Source organism: Haloarcula salinisoli, from assembly GCF_019599405.1.
GTDB classification, from domain to species: domain Archaea; phylum Halobacteriota; class Halobacteria; order Halobacteriales; family Haloarculaceae; genus Haloarcula; species Haloarcula salinisoli.
In genome coordinates this window covers 140,281-153,612 of the sequence record NZ_RKLQ01000005.1, presented here as the reverse complement: position 1 = coordinate 153,612, position 13,332 = coordinate 140,281, and the positions used below count along the sequence as shown (strand labels likewise).

The following is a 13,332-nucleotide window of genomic DNA, read 5'->3' as shown; positions in this document are numbered from 1 at the left end:
TGCTCCTCTGGCGGGCGAGAGGATGGCTCAGTCTGCTTCCCACTCCGAACCAGAGTCGTTCCAGCACCAACCAACGCCGTCGTGTTCATGTCCGATTCACGATCATGGGCAACCGTTCACGGCGCCGTTCGGCATCCGGTTCGCTGACCACGTCGATGTCGACCCAATCTCCCGCGAGACAGCGTCAGCCGTGTACGAGGCGCACCACTCCTACATGGACTCGCTGCCGTCGGTGAACATCGCCCATCACGGCGTGTACTTCCAGGGGGCACTGGTCGGCGCTATCACCTGGCGCTACCCGCTCATCTCGCGCAAGCGGATTCGGTACGGCGTCGCCGGCCAGCTCCATCCAGAGCCGCTGGATATCGACCCGCTCCCGAAGCGTCTTCGACCGACGGCCCGGCGGATCCTCCTGTCGACGGACGAGCCCGTCGTCGACAGTGAGGTGGTCGCCGGCGACACCATCGTCGAGGCCGCTCGGATTTGCATCGGTGTTCGGATGCCGAACCTCGCATCAGCGGCACTCGCGCGGGCCCAGGAGCGATTCGTTCGTGACCATGCCGACGAGGACGTTCGCTTCCTCCTAACGTGGGTGCGGGCGGATTTCGACGGCGCGATGGTGCGGGCGTTGCGGGACAAAGGGTGGACCTGTACCGGGTATCGCGAGCCAGGGCAGGCGAGCAATCGCGAGGACAAACCAATCCGCGAGCGGTACAAGTGGCGGTTCCTCTGTCCCGTCGAAAACATTCGCGAACAGTCGACGCTGGACCGATGGTCGCAATGAGCGATGTATCACAAGATGCTGAGGCCGAGTACTGCCGGTTCTGTGGGACCCGAAACTGGGAGTACCTCGGGCGGACACGAACGTACCTCCGGTGGCCTGCTGATGTCGACCGTGAGGAAGGTGTGTACCACTTCGCAATCTGTGGCGAGTGCGCCTTCGCCAACCGAGACAACATGGAGCAAGCGGCGCCCCTCTTCCACGAAGCAGACCGCGAGTATCTGGTGACGTGCGACTGCTGTGGGGCTGTTGGCTGCCGGTCGTCCAGTACTCGCCGGCCAGAAGAAGATACTCACCGAATCCAGAGTATCATCGCTTGGTCAGTAGAGATTGTCGGGTTTGAGGGTTCCGTGAGTACCTGTGTCGAGTGCAGTCCTGTTCTTGCCATCGGCTGCGTGAAACGGACGAAGTGGTCGTACAACGACGAGGCTGTTCGGTTGGCCAAGCCACCGTTCGATACGGAACGTGTCGAGACGACCAGCGGCACTCCAACTGAAAGCGAACAGGCTGGTCTTGATATCTGGGCTTGAAAAGTCAGAACTATATTTTAATAGAAGTGTAATTCATTCATATCCGGTGGTTTACTAGCCATGCCAGATACTCTCAAAATACTGGTAGCGACTTTCGTTGAATACGGTTTTATAATAGCACTCTTTCTTGGGGGTATACTTACTTGGATATTCAACTCAGTCCTGAAGTTTGAGTTCCTCGTGAGTCTCTTGATAACTGCTGTTATTCTTGGTGTTGTCGGCGGTTCACTCAGCCTGCTAAACTCCTACTGGGAGACGGACACCCGATACCGAGTGTAGACGGCTCTGAACGATTTGTCAGACCACGGTTTGGCCGGTGCCGAGACAGTTAGAAGTCTAGTGCGAGTTGCCGTGATTTTATGCTCCTCAAACGGGTGCGAGGATGTCAGACAAACAGCAACGACACGACAAGAAGCGTTTCAGAAACATGACTCCTGTTTTTATTGAGATCGTTCAGGTCGGACTAGATGATGCAGACGTGTGAACCAACATGAGTGAGATGAATAAACAGGAGCGGCGGCGGTACCTGATAGGGAGAATGGCTCAACTAATAGTCATTGCGTTGTTTCTATTCTGGATGGGGTATCAATTCTACCTGTTTGAGTTAGCGAGCCAGAGGCACTGTGAAGAAGAATATGGACCAAACGCGACGTTTACTGGTGAGAGAATTAGCGACGCAGATGGGAAAAAACCTGTTTGCGAGACTGATGACGGACTCCAGACGATAGAGAAGAATGAACAAGCACCGATGAATTACAACACATTTACAAAATATATTAGATATATTGGATTTAGCTTGGATTAGACCATCTTTTGTGTTCCTCTGGCGGCCGAGAGGATGTATCAGAACTATCCAAAACACGAGTCGAGTCGGCATACTCGTGGACTCCCGTCCCGTCGGAATTTCGTCGCCCCGATAACGACCATTATTCGCGAGCAGCAACCGCTTGATACCGACCTCCAGGCAGTGGTCCTCAGTTCTGTCGCTGACCGGCTACCGTGGCTGTCGACGCCGGATGTCCTTGCACTCCGAGCACAGGTCACCGTTGACGTTGACGCTCAGGCCCCGCTAGTCCAACGAGTCGCGACCACCATCGATGCGATTCTCACCGAGGTGGAACACTGGAAACAGGGGGCATCGCGATGACCGGCGAGGTAGCCACGCTCGGCGATTTCGGCGCCGGCGGACCCCGATCGGATGGCCAGATTGATAGACAGGCCGCGGCCCGAGAGGCCGCCGCTGGGCAGTGGGAGTATCTCGCCGCTGGGACCGACACGATTGGGTGGCTCATCCCCGACACCGGGGCGACGGTCCTGCTCAAAAGAAAGGACAACAGGTGGCGACTCGAACGGGCGACGAAACTTGTCGGGACGCGGCAGACGCTCGACGCAGGCCTGTCGCTGGCCAACTTGTATATGCAGGACCGGCCAGAGGGAGCGTCCGCATGGCGCTAATCGAGCGCGAGTGCTGGCCCCACGTCGAAGCCCGGCGGGTCGAAGACGGATTGCGGCACGCTCGGTTCTGGCAGCATGTCGAGCCCCACAAGCTCAGTTTCTGGGCGGTCTTCGATGGGACCGTTCTCGCGCACTATCCTGAGTGTCGGTTCAAGATGGACGACCAGCTCACACTCAGCGAATTTTCTGCTGCTGCAGAGTGAGTGGTATGCCCGAACACGAAACAGAGGCGGTTCTTGAGCGCCTTCCGCCAGAGAGACTGCTGGATGCTGACCGCCTCCGACCGATCCGGGCCGGCATCTGCTGTATGGATTCCATCGAGACAGTCCAGAAGTACGTCGCCTACGAGTCCCAGCATCGCGACCGCACACAGGTCCAGGCCGCGTTGCGGATGCGGGCGCGGGAACTTCGCGACGAGGGGCAAGACGACGGTGAAACGGCTCCCGTTTTGTGAGCCCCAGCTGGATGCGGGGCTATTCCAGCACCGCGTGGTTGATCATGTCGAAAGAGCAAGTCTCAGAGCCAGCGACAGCAGAGGACGATGAGTATGCAGCTGTTCCCGACCCAGATGCGGTTATCGAGTTTGGTGACGACGTCGAGGAAGGCTTTGTCGGGCTCGTCGAACACACGCTCGCAACCTCAGATTTCGTCCGGACGCACCGGGTCCCGATGACGGCACAGGGTGATGAGACGACCCTTCTGGTCAGTGAGGTTGAGGCCGATGTGTGAGGCTGAACCGCGATTCTTCATCGAAGTTCGGGGCGTTAGCCCATCGGATTTCTCGGCCAACGCGCAGACCCCTGAGAAGCGGGACGAAGCGGTCGCTCTCGCGAACGATGTCCACGATCTCCTTCGAGAAGGGTACGGGAAAACTGAGGTGACCGGCGTCGTCCCGGTAGTCAACCCCGAAGTCCACGAACGGCTGGTGGACCGATGATCATCGAACATCCCGATGCAACCTGTCCCAGATGCAGTTCATCGTTGCTGTATCGCTTCAGTGCGGTCCCGGGTGGCTGGGAGGTGGTGTTTCTCTGTGCCCGTGCCTGTGGGTTCATCGCACGTCCAGGGACGATATATCGAGAGGATATCGATCACCTTGATGAGCGCCATGAACGAGCGCTCGAACTCGGCCGGCGCTACTCGTAGGGTGATTTTCTGGGCCTCTGGTGGGTGAGAGGCGTACCGGTGAGTGCGTCTCGCCCCTACAGACATGGCGACACAGAACCCTTCAGCGACGACCGACAGGCCCGAGATTAGTGACCTTCCCGACCGAACCGAGGCCGCCCTGATGGAGGTAATGAGCGTCCTTGACGATATCGGGCTGGCTCGCGGTGCGCCCGACCTGTATCTGGTCGTGTCGAGTTCTGGAGCGACCTATCTCGTCGACACTCTGGAAGAAACCTGTGAGTGTCCGGACGATGAGCACCGCGAGGTGACCTGCAAGCATCGGCGGCGGGTAGCGTTTGTCACCGGCGAGCGTCCGATTCCCGGCTGGGTCAAACGAAGAAAATTGGATGATGGCTTCGGTGAACACGTCGACAGTGAGGTTCGCTTTTCCGCGACTGACGGCGGAGTCGCTCAGGCACGATTCGACGACGGAGAGTTAACTGACCCTGAAGACGACCCCTTCGCAGTCCACAGCGACGACGAGGACCGGACCAAGCGGGCCAAACGCGAGGACATGGACATATCCTTCCTCGAGAAACCCGGCCGCTATGAGGTACACTCGGCGTCCGGCAGTGTCTACGAGGCTGACGTGCTGGCCGAATCGTGCAGCTGTCCGGACATTGCAGAGCGGTGTAAGCACCTGCGTCGGGTCGATATTGAGATTCGGGACGGTTTGGTTCCGCGGCCCGATGGACGGCTTCCAGACGCCAACTGAGCCGTCCTGTAGCGAGTTTTTCTGACTCCCTTGCGGGTGGAGGAGAAACACATGTCATCGCAATCTGCACCGACAGGTAAGTCCAGCACTCCATCAACGTGTCCCGAGTGTGGTGGTCATCTTGATCGAGTCGGCGGAGAGACGCACTGTTCCGACTGCGGGCTTGTGGTCGAGGAACAGCAGATCGACCACGGTCCGGAATGGCGTTCATTTGACGAGGACGAGTGTCGCCGGACTGGCGCTCCTCGGACGGTAACCCGGCACGATAAGGGGCTCTCGACGGAGATTGGTCGTGCCCATTCGGATGCGAACGGGACGGTCCTGACGGCGCGGAAAAAGCGCCGGCTCAGCCGTCAGCGGACTCTCCACCGTCGGTCGCGGTTCGAGTCCAAGCGCCAGCGAAACCTTTCGCACGGACTGGGCGAGATTCGGCGGGTCACCAGCGCGCTTGAGCTGTCAGATACGATTCGCACCCAGGCGTGCTCGCTGTTCAAGACCGCCCAAGATGCGGACCTTCTGATCGGACGATCGATAGAGGGCGGCGCTGCAGCGGCGGTCTATATCGCCTGTCGGTGCAACAACGCCATCGAGATGCACCGGCTCGCCGAAGTGGCACGGTGTTCGGAGTCCCACATCTGGACGGTATACAAAGTGTTTCAACGTGACCTCGAACTCCCGATTCCCATTGAGCGCCCGAGTGAGCGGGTGCCGAGGGTCTTGGAAGCGATGCCCGTGCCGGCTACCGACGCGACAGGTCGACGGGCTCGGGAGTTGGCACAGCTGGTTGACGACGAGCAGGGGTTCACCGGGAGTCGGCGGGGAATCGCGGCGGGATGTGTCTATCTCGCCGGTGAAGAGACTGGCCAAGAATGGGCTCAGACGACTGTTGCAGAGGCCGCGGAGGTGGTCCCGCCAACGCTGCGGATGTGGTATCAACGACTCCAAGACCACGTTAACGAGTAGCCACGCCCAGCAAATTTTCTGGGCCCCAGACGGGCGAGGGGCGTCGAAAAACGGGCGCTCACACACCGTTATGTTCCGAAACAAGGAGTCACTTACAGTCGCCGAAGCGGCAGCGCCGAACAACCAAATCATTTCGCAGACGGTGGGTGTGCCCGACACTCCCGCAGCGTGGCAGGACCTGGAGGCGGATGTCCCGACGCTGCGCTCGCCAACGGAGGCTGTGGCGTTCGCCGAGTGTGTGCTGGTCGAACTGCGTCACGAGCCGGTCGCGGCACGGTTCCAGTCAGCACCAGACTTCAGCACCGAATGGATTCTCTGTCAAAGCAAGCATCTCAGCGCCTCGGCATCGGAGCCGTTCGCCAGGGTGCGAATCGACCGGCGACATGGAGTCGATATCGAACCGTGTTCGCGTGCTGAGGCTCGGGAGGGACTGTGTGCCGTGCTAACCCAGTCAGAGCTCGGCCGAGTGGACGTCCAGCCAATCGCTGCACTGTCGGTCGGTGGTCGAGGATGCTGAGGTTCACCCTGGGTGCTGTCGGTGGCGGCATCGTGCTGCTGGGGGCCGCCATCGCCCTGGAAGATTCCCTCCGTCGGCTTCCGTGCCGTGTGGGCGGTGGGCTGGTCCAGTTCTGTATCTCCGCCGGCGTCGGACTTGTCGTGTCGCCCATCGCGTTGGTGGCGGCTCGCGCCGACCTACCGTACCACCGGTGGCTGTGGTCAGCGTCGGTCGTGCTGTACGGCTGGGCACTGTTCCGGTTGGTCCACGATATTCGACACGGGCCGACTGCAGCGTAGCATCACAGCTTGGAAGAGTCGTAGCTCGTGTTGTCTGTTCATGTGAGCACCGAAAAACACAGTAATCTGTGTACACATAGGATACTGTATGCCAAGTATTACCGTCAATGTCGATGAGACGCTCAAAGAACAGATGGAGCGCCATCCAGAGATCAATTGGAGTGAGGTCACTCGACAGGCGATTCAGGAGAAAGTCCAGCAACTAGATGTTATGGATGAACTCACTGGCGATAGCGAACTCACTGAAGCGGATGTCGCCGAAATTGCTGACAAAATAAACGGAAGCGCACGCGAGCGTCTCGAAGATACGTCGGATTGATTCCGGATGAAATTGATTGTTGATGCGAACGTCATCATATCCGCTCTCATCGCGGATTCGAAAACACGGGAACTGATTGTGACGCTGGAGCCAGAACTTCTCACTCCTGAAATCGTGGTAGACGAGCTGGGCAAATACAAGCCGTTAGTCATCGAGAAATCAGGGATGGACGAAGACCGAGTGCAGCAGTTCATCGACCTGCTGTTCAGGCACATCGAGACTGTCCCCGTACGTTCCTTCCAGAACCATATTGACGACGCTGATACAGCGATTGGTGATACAGACCCAGATGATGTCCTCTATCTGGCCTGTGCGCTCGGCACTGACGCTGGAATATGGAGCGATGATACTGATTTCCAGAGTCAAGACTTGGTACCTGTGTATACGACACAAGATGTCCTCGACACATTCTCGACTGTTTAGCTGACATCTAGAAGCGCAAGACGTCGTGATACGGCACTTTCAGTGCGATTTTGTGGACTCTCCGGTGGCTGAGAGAGATGAGCAGGAGTTCCCAGCGGAACGGCGGTTCAGGGACCGAGTACAAATGGCGCTGGAAGGACGAAAGCGAGAACCGACCCCTGCCAGACTCGTGGGCAGAACACGGTCGCCACGAACCCATCGAGCGTGACGAGAAGGCCTTCTATGCGATCCAGCACTTTCGAGGTGGAGCCTCCGGCCTCAAGGAGCGAACGGAGTGAGTGAGTAGGCCGGAGAGGAAACCGACATGGTGCCACACAACCAGTATGCATCGGCAGACTGACTCCCAAGTATTTAACAACCGTCGGATACTCATCTGAAATATGGAGGTCCGGCGTACCGCACCCGTCAAACTCGTCGTTCCCAACGAGAGCCGCGACGACCTCCACAAATCCGCCCGCCAGTTCCTTCATTGTGCCAACCGCGCTGCCGAGTTCTGTTGGTCCGACAACTCCTATACCGAGTGCATCACGGCCAACACAACCGCACGAAACGCGCTCTACGACGACCTCCGCGACGAAACCGAACTCACTGCAAACCTTGTTCAAGAAGCCATCCGACGCGCCGTCCAAGCAACCAAGGGGTGTGTTGAACGGTGGAAGAACGGCAAGCAAGTCAGTCAACCGGAGTTCACGTCGTGGAGTATAGTCTACGACAAGCGCAGCGCCACATTCTACCGGAACAAAGTCTCACTCTCGACTGTCAACGGGCGTGTCGAGTGTGACTTTGAACTTCCTTCGGACAGCCCCACACCATACGAAGAGTACGTGCTATCCGAGGAGTATGAGTTCCGGGCGAGTACACTCCAGTACGACGCGGTGGACGACGAGTTCTACTTCCATATTACCACTCGGAAGTATGACTCTGAAGAAGACGAAGACAGAAGTGACAACGCAGAGGTTTCGGCAGATACCGGGCACCAAACAGTCCTCGGTATCGACCTCGGTGTCAACAGTCTTGCTGTTTCCTCCACCGGGCGTTTCTGGCAAGGAGACGACTACGACCATTGGATTGGGGAGTTCGAGAAGCGACGAGGAGAGCTGCAACAGCGTGGGACACAAGCCGCGCACAACGCCCTGCTTCGCCTCGGAAAGCGTGAAGAAGAATGGCGGAAGCAGTACATCCATACCGTTGCCAACGAACTTGTCACGGAAGCCGTTGAGAACGAGTGCGACGTAATCGTGTTCGAGGACTTGACGGACATCCGGGAGCGGCTTCCCGAAGCAAAGTGGCACCACATATGGGCGTTCCGACGCCTGTTCGAGTACGTCGAGTACAAGGCACCAGAATGGGGTGTCTCCGTGGAGCAAGTTGATCCGAACCACACGTCCCAACGCTGTTCTCGGACGGACTGTGGGTTCACACACGACGATAACCGTCACGGAGAACACTTCTGTTGCCAGAAGTGCGGCTACGAGGTGAACGCAGACTACAACGGCGCAAAGAACATCGGGCTACGGTACGCCCGAAAGCGACAACATAGACTCCGTTCCTCGCCCAAGTCGGGGAGCGGAGACGCACCAGTAGACGTGCGTATAAATGGTGGGACGTTGAACGGCGAGAGTCACCAGCCTATTGCTGGCGACTGATTGCCGGGAGTCCACATCAAAGCCCCACCCTCAACGAGCGAACCGCGTATGCGGTGAGCGAAGTAGGGTGGGGTAGTTTACTATCGATGGGGTCTCCACCTGGAGTTCGAGGTGGATCCACAGACCGGGGACCGAACTGGGCTCCCGAATCGCGAACGGCCCGCGTGTCGAGTGCTGTACGTCGTTGTGGACGGCAGCCGAGCTGTCGTCCAGGAGTGGGACGCCGAGCGGGAAGACGACGGCTGGAAACCGGCTGCGGAGTTTGCGAGCATTATCGCGAAGCCAGCGGGGAGTGGCGAATCGGTCGCCGAGAAACTCCAGGCGCGGTATCGACACGCCCTGGAGAACCGCTACGACCTCAAGTGACGGTTTCGAATTTCTGTGCCCCGAGCGGGTGCGGGGCACGACGCTGTGCTCCTTCAAACCATGACAGACGACACTGCAAACCCAGAGCGAATCGAGCGAACTGATGTCGGTGCCAGTATCGAAGTGCGTCTCAAACGCGGAACCGATACGCGCGATGAAGACCAGTTCACGATCAAGGGCAAGGGGGCGACGGCCGAAGAAGCGGCCAGCGAGTTCGAGTTCCTGCTAGAGAAGTACGAAGCCGAGTACAGTGACCGGTGCCGGAACATCCAGCCGTCGAAAGACGACGGGGAGAGCGACGAGCGGTAGCTAGCGGATTGGTTGCTTCTCCGAAGCCCGAGGTTCAAGTACTGAGAGGTTGTACCTAGTAATATGAGTCAGATGGCCCGTCGGATCGTTCGGGAGCTCCACGACGAGCCACATCTGGAGGGCCGGCGGATTACGGTCCAGTTCATCAAAGAGCAGGTCGAGGGTCGAGGACTCGAACCCAGGACGGTTGCTGACCGGCATGACATCGACGTCGCAGATGTCTACCGAGCACTGACATACTACTACGATAATCCCGAAGAGATGCGGGCCGTTGAACAGGACCGTGAGGCTGCTATCGAGGAGCACGCCCATCTAACGACTGACCCTGAGGACGTTCGAAACTGATGGGCTATCGGATCTTGGCGGACGAGAACATCGAGCGAGCGACGGTGACGTATCTCCGGAAGCTCGACCACGACGTCGAGTGGATACGAGATGTTCCCGAGCTCGGTGTTGGTAGTTCTGATACCGATATTGCTGCATATGCGACAGCAGAGGGTCGCCTCATTCTGACACAGGATGACGACTTCTTTACCGCACTGAACCTCGCAGACAGTCCGGGCGTGTTGTTTCAGAAGGACCAGACGCTCTCGGCTCGCGAAGTAGGCGATATCGTCCACGAAATGTCCCAGTATATCGAACAGCCGGATGTCACGCTGGAGTATATCAGCGCCAACTGGCTATAGCTGAATTTGTGCGTCCCGGGCGGGTGCGGGACGAGAACATATCGTCCTGTGATTACTCGTGCTATCTCAACAAATCGCTAGAGCAGTCGCTGTATCGCTCCAGAAACACGTCACCAAGGTCCAGGGGAGCATCGATGGGTGGTGAGCGCCCCGAGACTTCGGTTGAACGGCAATCGAGCTTCGCCGAGCGGATGGCGACTGACTTCGACACGACACTGCTTCGAAACCTGGTCTGGCTGTGCATCGAAAACGACGGTCAGCTTACTCGCATCTGCGATGGTCGGGCCGTCGTCAGCGAGGCCGCCGACCTCCGGCAACACAACCAGGGCGAGGACGTCGAGTATCTCGGCCGGCTAGAGGCAATCGAAGCGACGCTAGACTGGCTGGCACGCCAACGAGCGCTCGAACTGGTCGCACAGGCCTGTGCCGACTGTCTCACCGATGGCGAGGCGTGGGCGTCCAACACGGACCCTGACGATGGGCGTGTCGGCGCAGCCCAGGCTGAGGCCCGCCGCTGGTTGAAGCATCACACGAACGAGGCCGCTCGTGTCGGCGCTCTTGAGGCACTAGACCAGTGACACGCCTTCTTTTTCTGTAAATTGGGCCGTCCTGTAGTTTAAAAACGATGACGAGATACTCACTGTGTGTGACTGATCCGAACTCCGAGTACGACCCGGCGGATCTCCGTGGAGCGGGTCGGTCTGACCCTGGCGCGGAAGATGCGGTGGATGATGGGGACACACTCCCAGGGAACTACCCGACCCATCGCGATGGCCAGGACCGGGCCAACACCTGTGCCAGCTGCTGGCAGCCAATTCCCGAGGGCGAAATCCAGTGTCCATACTGTGCGAGCAACGGGGTGAGCGAGTCCGCGGCTTCGGATGGCGACACAGCTGTCCAAGATTGGTCGTTCGGTCGTACCGTCGTTGCTATGGTTCCCGGCAACAGTACCTATCATGCCCGAGCGCTGGGGGCCTCGGCATTCGATGTCAGCGACCACGTTGCGACCGGACCGGAGGTCTCCCATGGCGAGGTGAAACTCCGGGCTGCCTTCGAGACGGCGCCGGCGTCACATCTTACAACGGGCTGGCCCGATCTTCCGTCGGAGGCACCTATCGACGAGCCCGACGGGACGACGCTGTTCGAGACTGCTGTCGACAAGACGCACTGGGACGGTGAGGGCGACCCACGGATCTATCGCGAGGACGGCAGCCCGGTGACCACCAGCGGTGAGCTCGATACACTCGAGGCAGAAATCGATGCCGCCGACCGACAGTACTGGGTCGTACCTGGCATCGTACAGCGGTACGAGAGGACGCCAGACCTCGACGATATTGACGAGCCGCTGTACTGTGTCGACTGTGGGGAGATTACTGGTCATGAGGCAGTCGGCCGCGACAGTATCGCGCCATATCCCCATCGTGGTCGGCCGATCTGGGCGTGTACAACCTGTGGGCAGCCCCGACACGAGCCTGCGGACAGCGAGCTTGAGAGCGAGTCGTATACACAGTTCGACCTGCCTTTCGAGGGGCTGCCAGTGTCCAGTCTCATAGAGCCGGTCATTCGGGATTGAGCCGACTCTTCGTACTGAACTGGTCTGCGATGTGTCGTTCGGAATATTTAACCAATAGATGGAGTCTAAATGCTGGTTAATTACGAGGGCGTTATAACACCATTCACAAGGTATTGTTTACGGCCAGAATTTAGTGAATTAGACGCTAGAGAGAGTGTGCGAATTGACCATCGGAGTTTCTACCAGTTCAGAGAAATATTATGATAGCTGTGCAAGATGCACAGCGCGTATCTCGCAATGCAAATCGATCCACAGATCGGTCAAGTAGATGGAGATATGTGATGATTCAGACGAATAAATCCGTGTGGTAGCGATCCGGATACTGCGGGAAGTAGGGCGTCCCCCTACGCTTGACCGTCATAAACACTTCATTGACGCTGGCGCCAATCGTACTCAATCATACTCGGCACTTTGATGTTTGTAGTTAATAGCTATATGCTATGAATCGTACGCTTATCGTAACTCTCCCCGTTATTATCCTGTTTACTTTCGCTGGATGTTCAGGATTTATTCCTAATGAAACTGGGCAACACGATCAAGAGCCTGTGGCGTTTCCTAACGGGACGAGCGATCAAGAAATCACGAACGTATCGGCCCTGTTCGGCGATCACTGGGACCTTATCCGGCACAACGACTACATCGCTCACGCAAGCTACACGGGCGACTACTACATCCGTGACCCGGACAAGTACTCGTGGGTCCAAGAAAACTCAGCCGTTCGAAGTAACCTCACCGATAAAAAACGAATCCTACACCAGAACAATACGTTTGATAGCGGGGATAGCACCAACCAGACATGGTACACTGAGGGCACAGTCAGTTACGTCCGAAACGGCGGCGTAAATCATGATGGTACCGAGCGTCAGCCGTATTACTTCGTTGATCGTGAGTTTAGCGAGTACGGGTTCGCTGAGTTCCATCATACCTCGTTCTTCCGAATTGTCAAACCTACATTATATGATAACTTCTTCACTGACACAACTCCAGAATACGTTGAGACACGGCGGAACGATGATCATGCATTCCACGTGTATTCTGTTTCTAATCAGACCACCGACACCACAGGGGAAATCGTTGTTCGTGACGATGGTCTTATCAAGCATCTCACGATCAACACCACAGTTGACGGGAATGCAGCACAATTCTCATTAACGATTGAACTGCGTGAGGACACGTCTATTACCACCCCACAGTGGAAACAAGAGGCTGTGCAGGCTGATCGGGCGAACACCGGTACTGGTGGTGACTATAATTGTGATGACTTTTTCTCACAGGCGGCCGCTCAAGGTGTCCACGAAGCTTCTGGTGGAGCGCATGGTCTCGATGGCGACGGTGACGGGATTGCATGCGAGCATCTCCCCTGAGCGCGTCTAAGCCACAGTGACCGCCTCGGGGAAGCCCCGAGGCACTGGGCCTGCTCAGCCTGTAGAATCTTGGAAGACTCGAAGATCCGATTCGGCACGGACAACTACTCAAAAATATACCCTCTGTATCTTGCACGGTGTTTCTGATAAACTTCTGAAGAGTAATCGCTGGAGGGGGTAGGTGCGTGACCTGTATCGACCAGTCTCGTGGAGCAGACTGTTCGGGATTGAGCCGGACCT

General features: G+C 57.6%; 24 protein-coding genes. All 24 read left to right on the top strand.

Features of this window, described 5'->3' with window-relative positions:
* Window positions 1-22 precede the first annotated feature (22 nt).
* The 24 genes from EGD98_RS19100 to EGD98_RS18985 all read left to right on the top strand — a co-directional run bounded on the left by EGD98_RS19100 (window position 23) and on the right by EGD98_RS18985 (window position 13,092).
* On the top strand, window positions 23-784 hold the full coding sequence (locus EGD98_RS19100) for a hypothetical protein (RefSeq protein WP_220589947.1): 762 nt from the start codon (window positions 23-25) through the stop codon (window positions 782-784).
* Complete coding sequence (locus EGD98_RS19095; protein ID WP_236039643.1) at window positions 781-1,311, top strand: hypothetical protein; 531 nt, start codon at window positions 781-783, stop codon at window positions 1,309-1,311. The genes EGD98_RS19100 and EGD98_RS19095 overlap by 4 nt, the downstream gene beginning before the upstream one ends.
* A 60-nt stretch (window positions 1,312-1,371) precedes the next feature.
* Window positions 1,372-1,590, top strand: a complete 219-nt coding sequence (locus EGD98_RS19090; RefSeq protein WP_220589945.1) for a hypothetical protein — start codon at window positions 1,372-1,374, stop codon at window positions 1,588-1,590.
* A gap of 211 nt (window positions 1,591-1,801) precedes the next feature.
* Window positions 1,802-2,116, top strand: coding sequence for a hypothetical protein (locus EGD98_RS19085; protein ID WP_220589944.1), 315 nt, complete (start codon window positions 1,802-1,804; stop codon window positions 2,114-2,116).
* Window positions 2,117-2,454: 338 nt separating this feature from the next.
* Window positions 2,455-2,766 (top strand): hypothetical protein, encoded by a 312-nt coding sequence (locus EGD98_RS19080; protein WP_220589943.1) that lies wholly within the window; start codon window positions 2,455-2,457, stop codon window positions 2,764-2,766.
* Window positions 2,757-2,969, top strand: a complete 213-nt coding sequence (locus EGD98_RS19075) for a hypothetical protein (RefSeq protein ID WP_220589942.1) — start codon at window positions 2,757-2,759, stop codon at window positions 2,967-2,969. Before EGD98_RS19080 ends, EGD98_RS19075 begins: the two co-directional genes overlap by 10 nt.
* Window positions 2,970-2,974: 5 nt before the next feature.
* Window positions 2,975-3,220, top strand: a complete 246-nt coding sequence (locus tag EGD98_RS19070) for a DUF8129 domain-containing protein (RefSeq protein ID WP_220589941.1) — start codon at window positions 2,975-2,977, stop codon at window positions 3,218-3,220.
* A 44-nt stretch (window positions 3,221-3,264) separates the two neighbouring features.
* Window positions 3,265-3,495 (top strand): hypothetical protein, encoded by a 231-nt coding sequence (locus EGD98_RS19065; protein WP_220589940.1) that lies wholly within the window; start codon window positions 3,265-3,267, stop codon window positions 3,493-3,495.
* The gene (locus EGD98_RS19060) at window positions 3,488-3,703 is read left to right on the top strand and encodes a hypothetical protein (protein WP_220589939.1); all 216 of its coding nucleotides are present in this window, start codon (window positions 3,488-3,490) and stop codon (window positions 3,701-3,703) included. Before EGD98_RS19065 ends, EGD98_RS19060 begins: the two co-directional genes overlap by 8 nt.
* A 273-nt stretch (window positions 3,704-3,976) precedes the next feature.
* Window positions 3,977-4,648: an SWIM zinc finger family protein gene (locus EGD98_RS19055; protein WP_220589938.1), complete on the top strand. Its 672-nt coding sequence runs from the start codon at window positions 3,977-3,979 to the stop codon at window positions 4,646-4,648.
* Between the two features lie 51 nt (window positions 4,649-4,699).
* On the top strand, window positions 4,700-5,611 hold the full coding sequence (locus EGD98_RS19050) for a transcription initiation factor IIB (protein WP_220589937.1): 912 nt from the start codon (window positions 4,700-4,702) through the stop codon (window positions 5,609-5,611).
* 148 nt (window positions 5,612-5,759) lie between these two features.
* Window positions 5,760-6,128 carry a hypothetical protein gene (locus tag EGD98_RS19045; RefSeq protein ID WP_328763347.1) on the top strand — a complete coding sequence of 123 codons (369 nt, stop codon included), beginning with the start codon at window positions 5,760-5,762 and terminating at the stop codon, window positions 6,126-6,128.
* The gene (locus EGD98_RS19040) at window positions 6,122-6,406 is read left to right on the top strand and encodes a hypothetical protein (RefSeq protein ID WP_220589936.1); all 285 of its coding nucleotides are present in this window, start codon (window positions 6,122-6,124) and stop codon (window positions 6,404-6,406) included. The genes EGD98_RS19045 and EGD98_RS19040 overlap by 7 nt, the downstream gene beginning before the upstream one ends.
* Before the next feature lie 88 nt (window positions 6,407-6,494).
* Complete coding sequence (locus EGD98_RS19035) at window positions 6,495-6,725, top strand: hypothetical protein (protein ID WP_220589935.1); 231 nt, start codon at window positions 6,495-6,497, stop codon at window positions 6,723-6,725.
* Window positions 6,726-6,731: 6 nt separating this feature from the next.
* Complete coding sequence (locus EGD98_RS19030; protein WP_220589934.1) at window positions 6,732-7,148, top strand: PIN domain-containing protein; 417 nt, start codon at window positions 6,732-6,734, stop codon at window positions 7,146-7,148.
* A gap of 77 nt (window positions 7,149-7,225) precedes the next feature.
* Window positions 7,226-7,426: a hypothetical protein gene (locus tag EGD98_RS19025; RefSeq protein ID WP_220589933.1), complete on the top strand. Its 201-nt coding sequence runs from the start codon at window positions 7,226-7,228 to the stop codon at window positions 7,424-7,426.
* Window positions 7,427-7,528: 102 nt separating this feature from the next.
* Complete coding sequence (locus EGD98_RS19020) at window positions 7,529-8,794, top strand: RNA-guided endonuclease InsQ/TnpB family protein (protein WP_220589932.1); 1,266 nt, start codon at window positions 7,529-7,531, stop codon at window positions 8,792-8,794.
* A gap of 186 nt (window positions 8,795-8,980) precedes the next feature.
* Complete coding sequence (locus tag EGD98_RS19015) at window positions 8,981-9,160, top strand: hypothetical protein (RefSeq protein WP_220589931.1); 180 nt, start codon at window positions 8,981-8,983, stop codon at window positions 9,158-9,160.
* A 60-nt stretch (window positions 9,161-9,220) separates the two neighbouring features.
* A complete protein-coding gene (locus EGD98_RS19010) occupies window positions 9,221-9,469 on the top strand; it encodes a DUF7389 domain-containing protein (protein WP_220589930.1) in 249 nt (82 codons plus the stop codon).
* Window positions 9,470-9,532: 63 nt separating this feature from the next.
* Window positions 9,533-9,814 (top strand): DUF433 domain-containing protein, encoded by a 282-nt coding sequence (locus tag EGD98_RS19005; RefSeq protein WP_220589929.1) that lies wholly within the window; start codon window positions 9,533-9,535, stop codon window positions 9,812-9,814.
* Window positions 9,814-10,155, top strand: a complete 342-nt coding sequence (locus EGD98_RS19000) for a DUF5615 family PIN-like protein (protein ID WP_220589928.1) — start codon at window positions 9,814-9,816, stop codon at window positions 10,153-10,155. The genes EGD98_RS19005 and EGD98_RS19000 overlap by 1 nt, the downstream gene beginning before the upstream one ends.
* Before the next feature lie 134 nt (window positions 10,156-10,289).
* Window positions 10,290-10,733, top strand: a complete 444-nt coding sequence (locus EGD98_RS18995) for a hypothetical protein (RefSeq protein WP_220589927.1) — start codon at window positions 10,290-10,292, stop codon at window positions 10,731-10,733.
* Between the two features lie 68 nt (window positions 10,734-10,801).
* Window positions 10,802-11,728: a hypothetical protein gene (locus EGD98_RS18990; protein ID WP_220589926.1), complete on the top strand. Its 927-nt coding sequence runs from the start codon at window positions 10,802-10,804 to the stop codon at window positions 11,726-11,728.
* Between the two features lie 440 nt (window positions 11,729-12,168).
* On the top strand, window positions 12,169-13,092 hold the full coding sequence (locus EGD98_RS18985; RefSeq protein WP_220589925.1) for an excalibur calcium-binding domain-containing protein: 924 nt from the start codon (window positions 12,169-12,171) through the stop codon (window positions 13,090-13,092).
* Window positions 13,093-13,332: the final 240 nt, after the last annotated feature.

Excerpts from the sequence above, each read along its gene's own strand:
- EGD98_RS19020 (WP_220589932.1), top strand. The coding sequence starts at position 7,529 with ATGGAGGTCCGGCGTACCGCACCCGTCAAACTCGTCGTTCCCAACGAG.
- EGD98_RS19070 (WP_220589941.1), top strand. The coding sequence starts at position 2,975 with ATGCCCGAACACGAAACAGAGGCGGTTCTTGAGCGCCTTCCGCCAGAG.
- EGD98_RS19060 (WP_220589939.1), top strand. The coding sequence starts at position 3,488 with ATGTGTGAGGCTGAACCGCGATTCTTCATCGAAGTTCGGGGCGTTAGC.
- EGD98_RS19055 (WP_220589938.1), top strand. The coding sequence starts at position 3,977 with ATGGCGACACAGAACCCTTCAGCGACGACCGACAGGCCCGAGATTAGT.
- EGD98_RS19000 (WP_220589928.1), top strand. The coding sequence starts at position 9,814 with ATGGGCTATCGGATCTTGGCGGACGAGAACATCGAGCGAGCGACGGTG.
- EGD98_RS19085 (WP_220589944.1), top strand. The coding sequence starts at position 1,802 with ATGAGTGAGATGAATAAACAGGAGCGGCGGCGGTACCTGATAGGGAGA.
- EGD98_RS19035 (WP_220589935.1), top strand. The coding sequence starts at position 6,495 with ATGCCAAGTATTACCGTCAATGTCGATGAGACGCTCAAAGAACAGATG.
- EGD98_RS18985 (WP_220589925.1), top strand. The coding sequence starts at position 12,169 with ATGAATCGTACGCTTATCGTAACTCTCCCCGTTATTATCCTGTTTACT.
- EGD98_RS19030 (WP_220589934.1), top strand. The coding sequence starts at position 6,732 with ATGAAATTGATTGTTGATGCGAACGTCATCATATCCGCTCTCATCGCG.
- EGD98_RS19010 (WP_220589930.1), top strand. The coding sequence starts at position 9,221 with ATGACAGACGACACTGCAAACCCAGAGCGAATCGAGCGAACTGATGTC.
- EGD98_RS19025 (WP_220589933.1), top strand. The coding sequence starts at position 7,226 with ATGAGCAGGAGTTCCCAGCGGAACGGCGGTTCAGGGACCGAGTACAAA.
- EGD98_RS19080 (WP_220589943.1), top strand. The coding sequence starts at position 2,455 with ATGACCGGCGAGGTAGCCACGCTCGGCGATTTCGGCGCCGGCGGACCC.
- EGD98_RS18995 (WP_220589927.1), top strand. The coding sequence starts at position 10,290 with ATGGGTGGTGAGCGCCCCGAGACTTCGGTTGAACGGCAATCGAGCTTC.
- EGD98_RS19090 (WP_220589945.1), top strand. The coding sequence starts at position 1,372 with ATGCCAGATACTCTCAAAATACTGGTAGCGACTTTCGTTGAATACGGT.
- EGD98_RS19005 (WP_220589929.1), top strand. The coding sequence starts at position 9,533 with ATGAGTCAGATGGCCCGTCGGATCGTTCGGGAGCTCCACGACGAGCCA.
- EGD98_RS19100 (WP_220589947.1), top strand. The coding sequence starts at position 23 with ATGGCTCAGTCTGCTTCCCACTCCGAACCAGAGTCGTTCCAGCACCAA.
- EGD98_RS19040 (WP_220589936.1), top strand. The coding sequence starts at position 6,122 with ATGCTGAGGTTCACCCTGGGTGCTGTCGGTGGCGGCATCGTGCTGCTG.
- EGD98_RS19075 (WP_220589942.1), top strand. The coding sequence starts at position 2,757 with ATGGCGCTAATCGAGCGCGAGTGCTGGCCCCACGTCGAAGCCCGGCGG.
- EGD98_RS19095 (WP_236039643.1), top strand. The coding sequence starts at position 781 with ATGAGCGATGTATCACAAGATGCTGAGGCCGAGTACTGCCGGTTCTGT.
- EGD98_RS19050 (WP_220589937.1), top strand. The coding sequence starts at position 4,700 with ATGTCATCGCAATCTGCACCGACAGGTAAGTCCAGCACTCCATCAACG.
- EGD98_RS19065 (WP_220589940.1), top strand. The coding sequence starts at position 3,265 with ATGTCGAAAGAGCAAGTCTCAGAGCCAGCGACAGCAGAGGACGATGAG.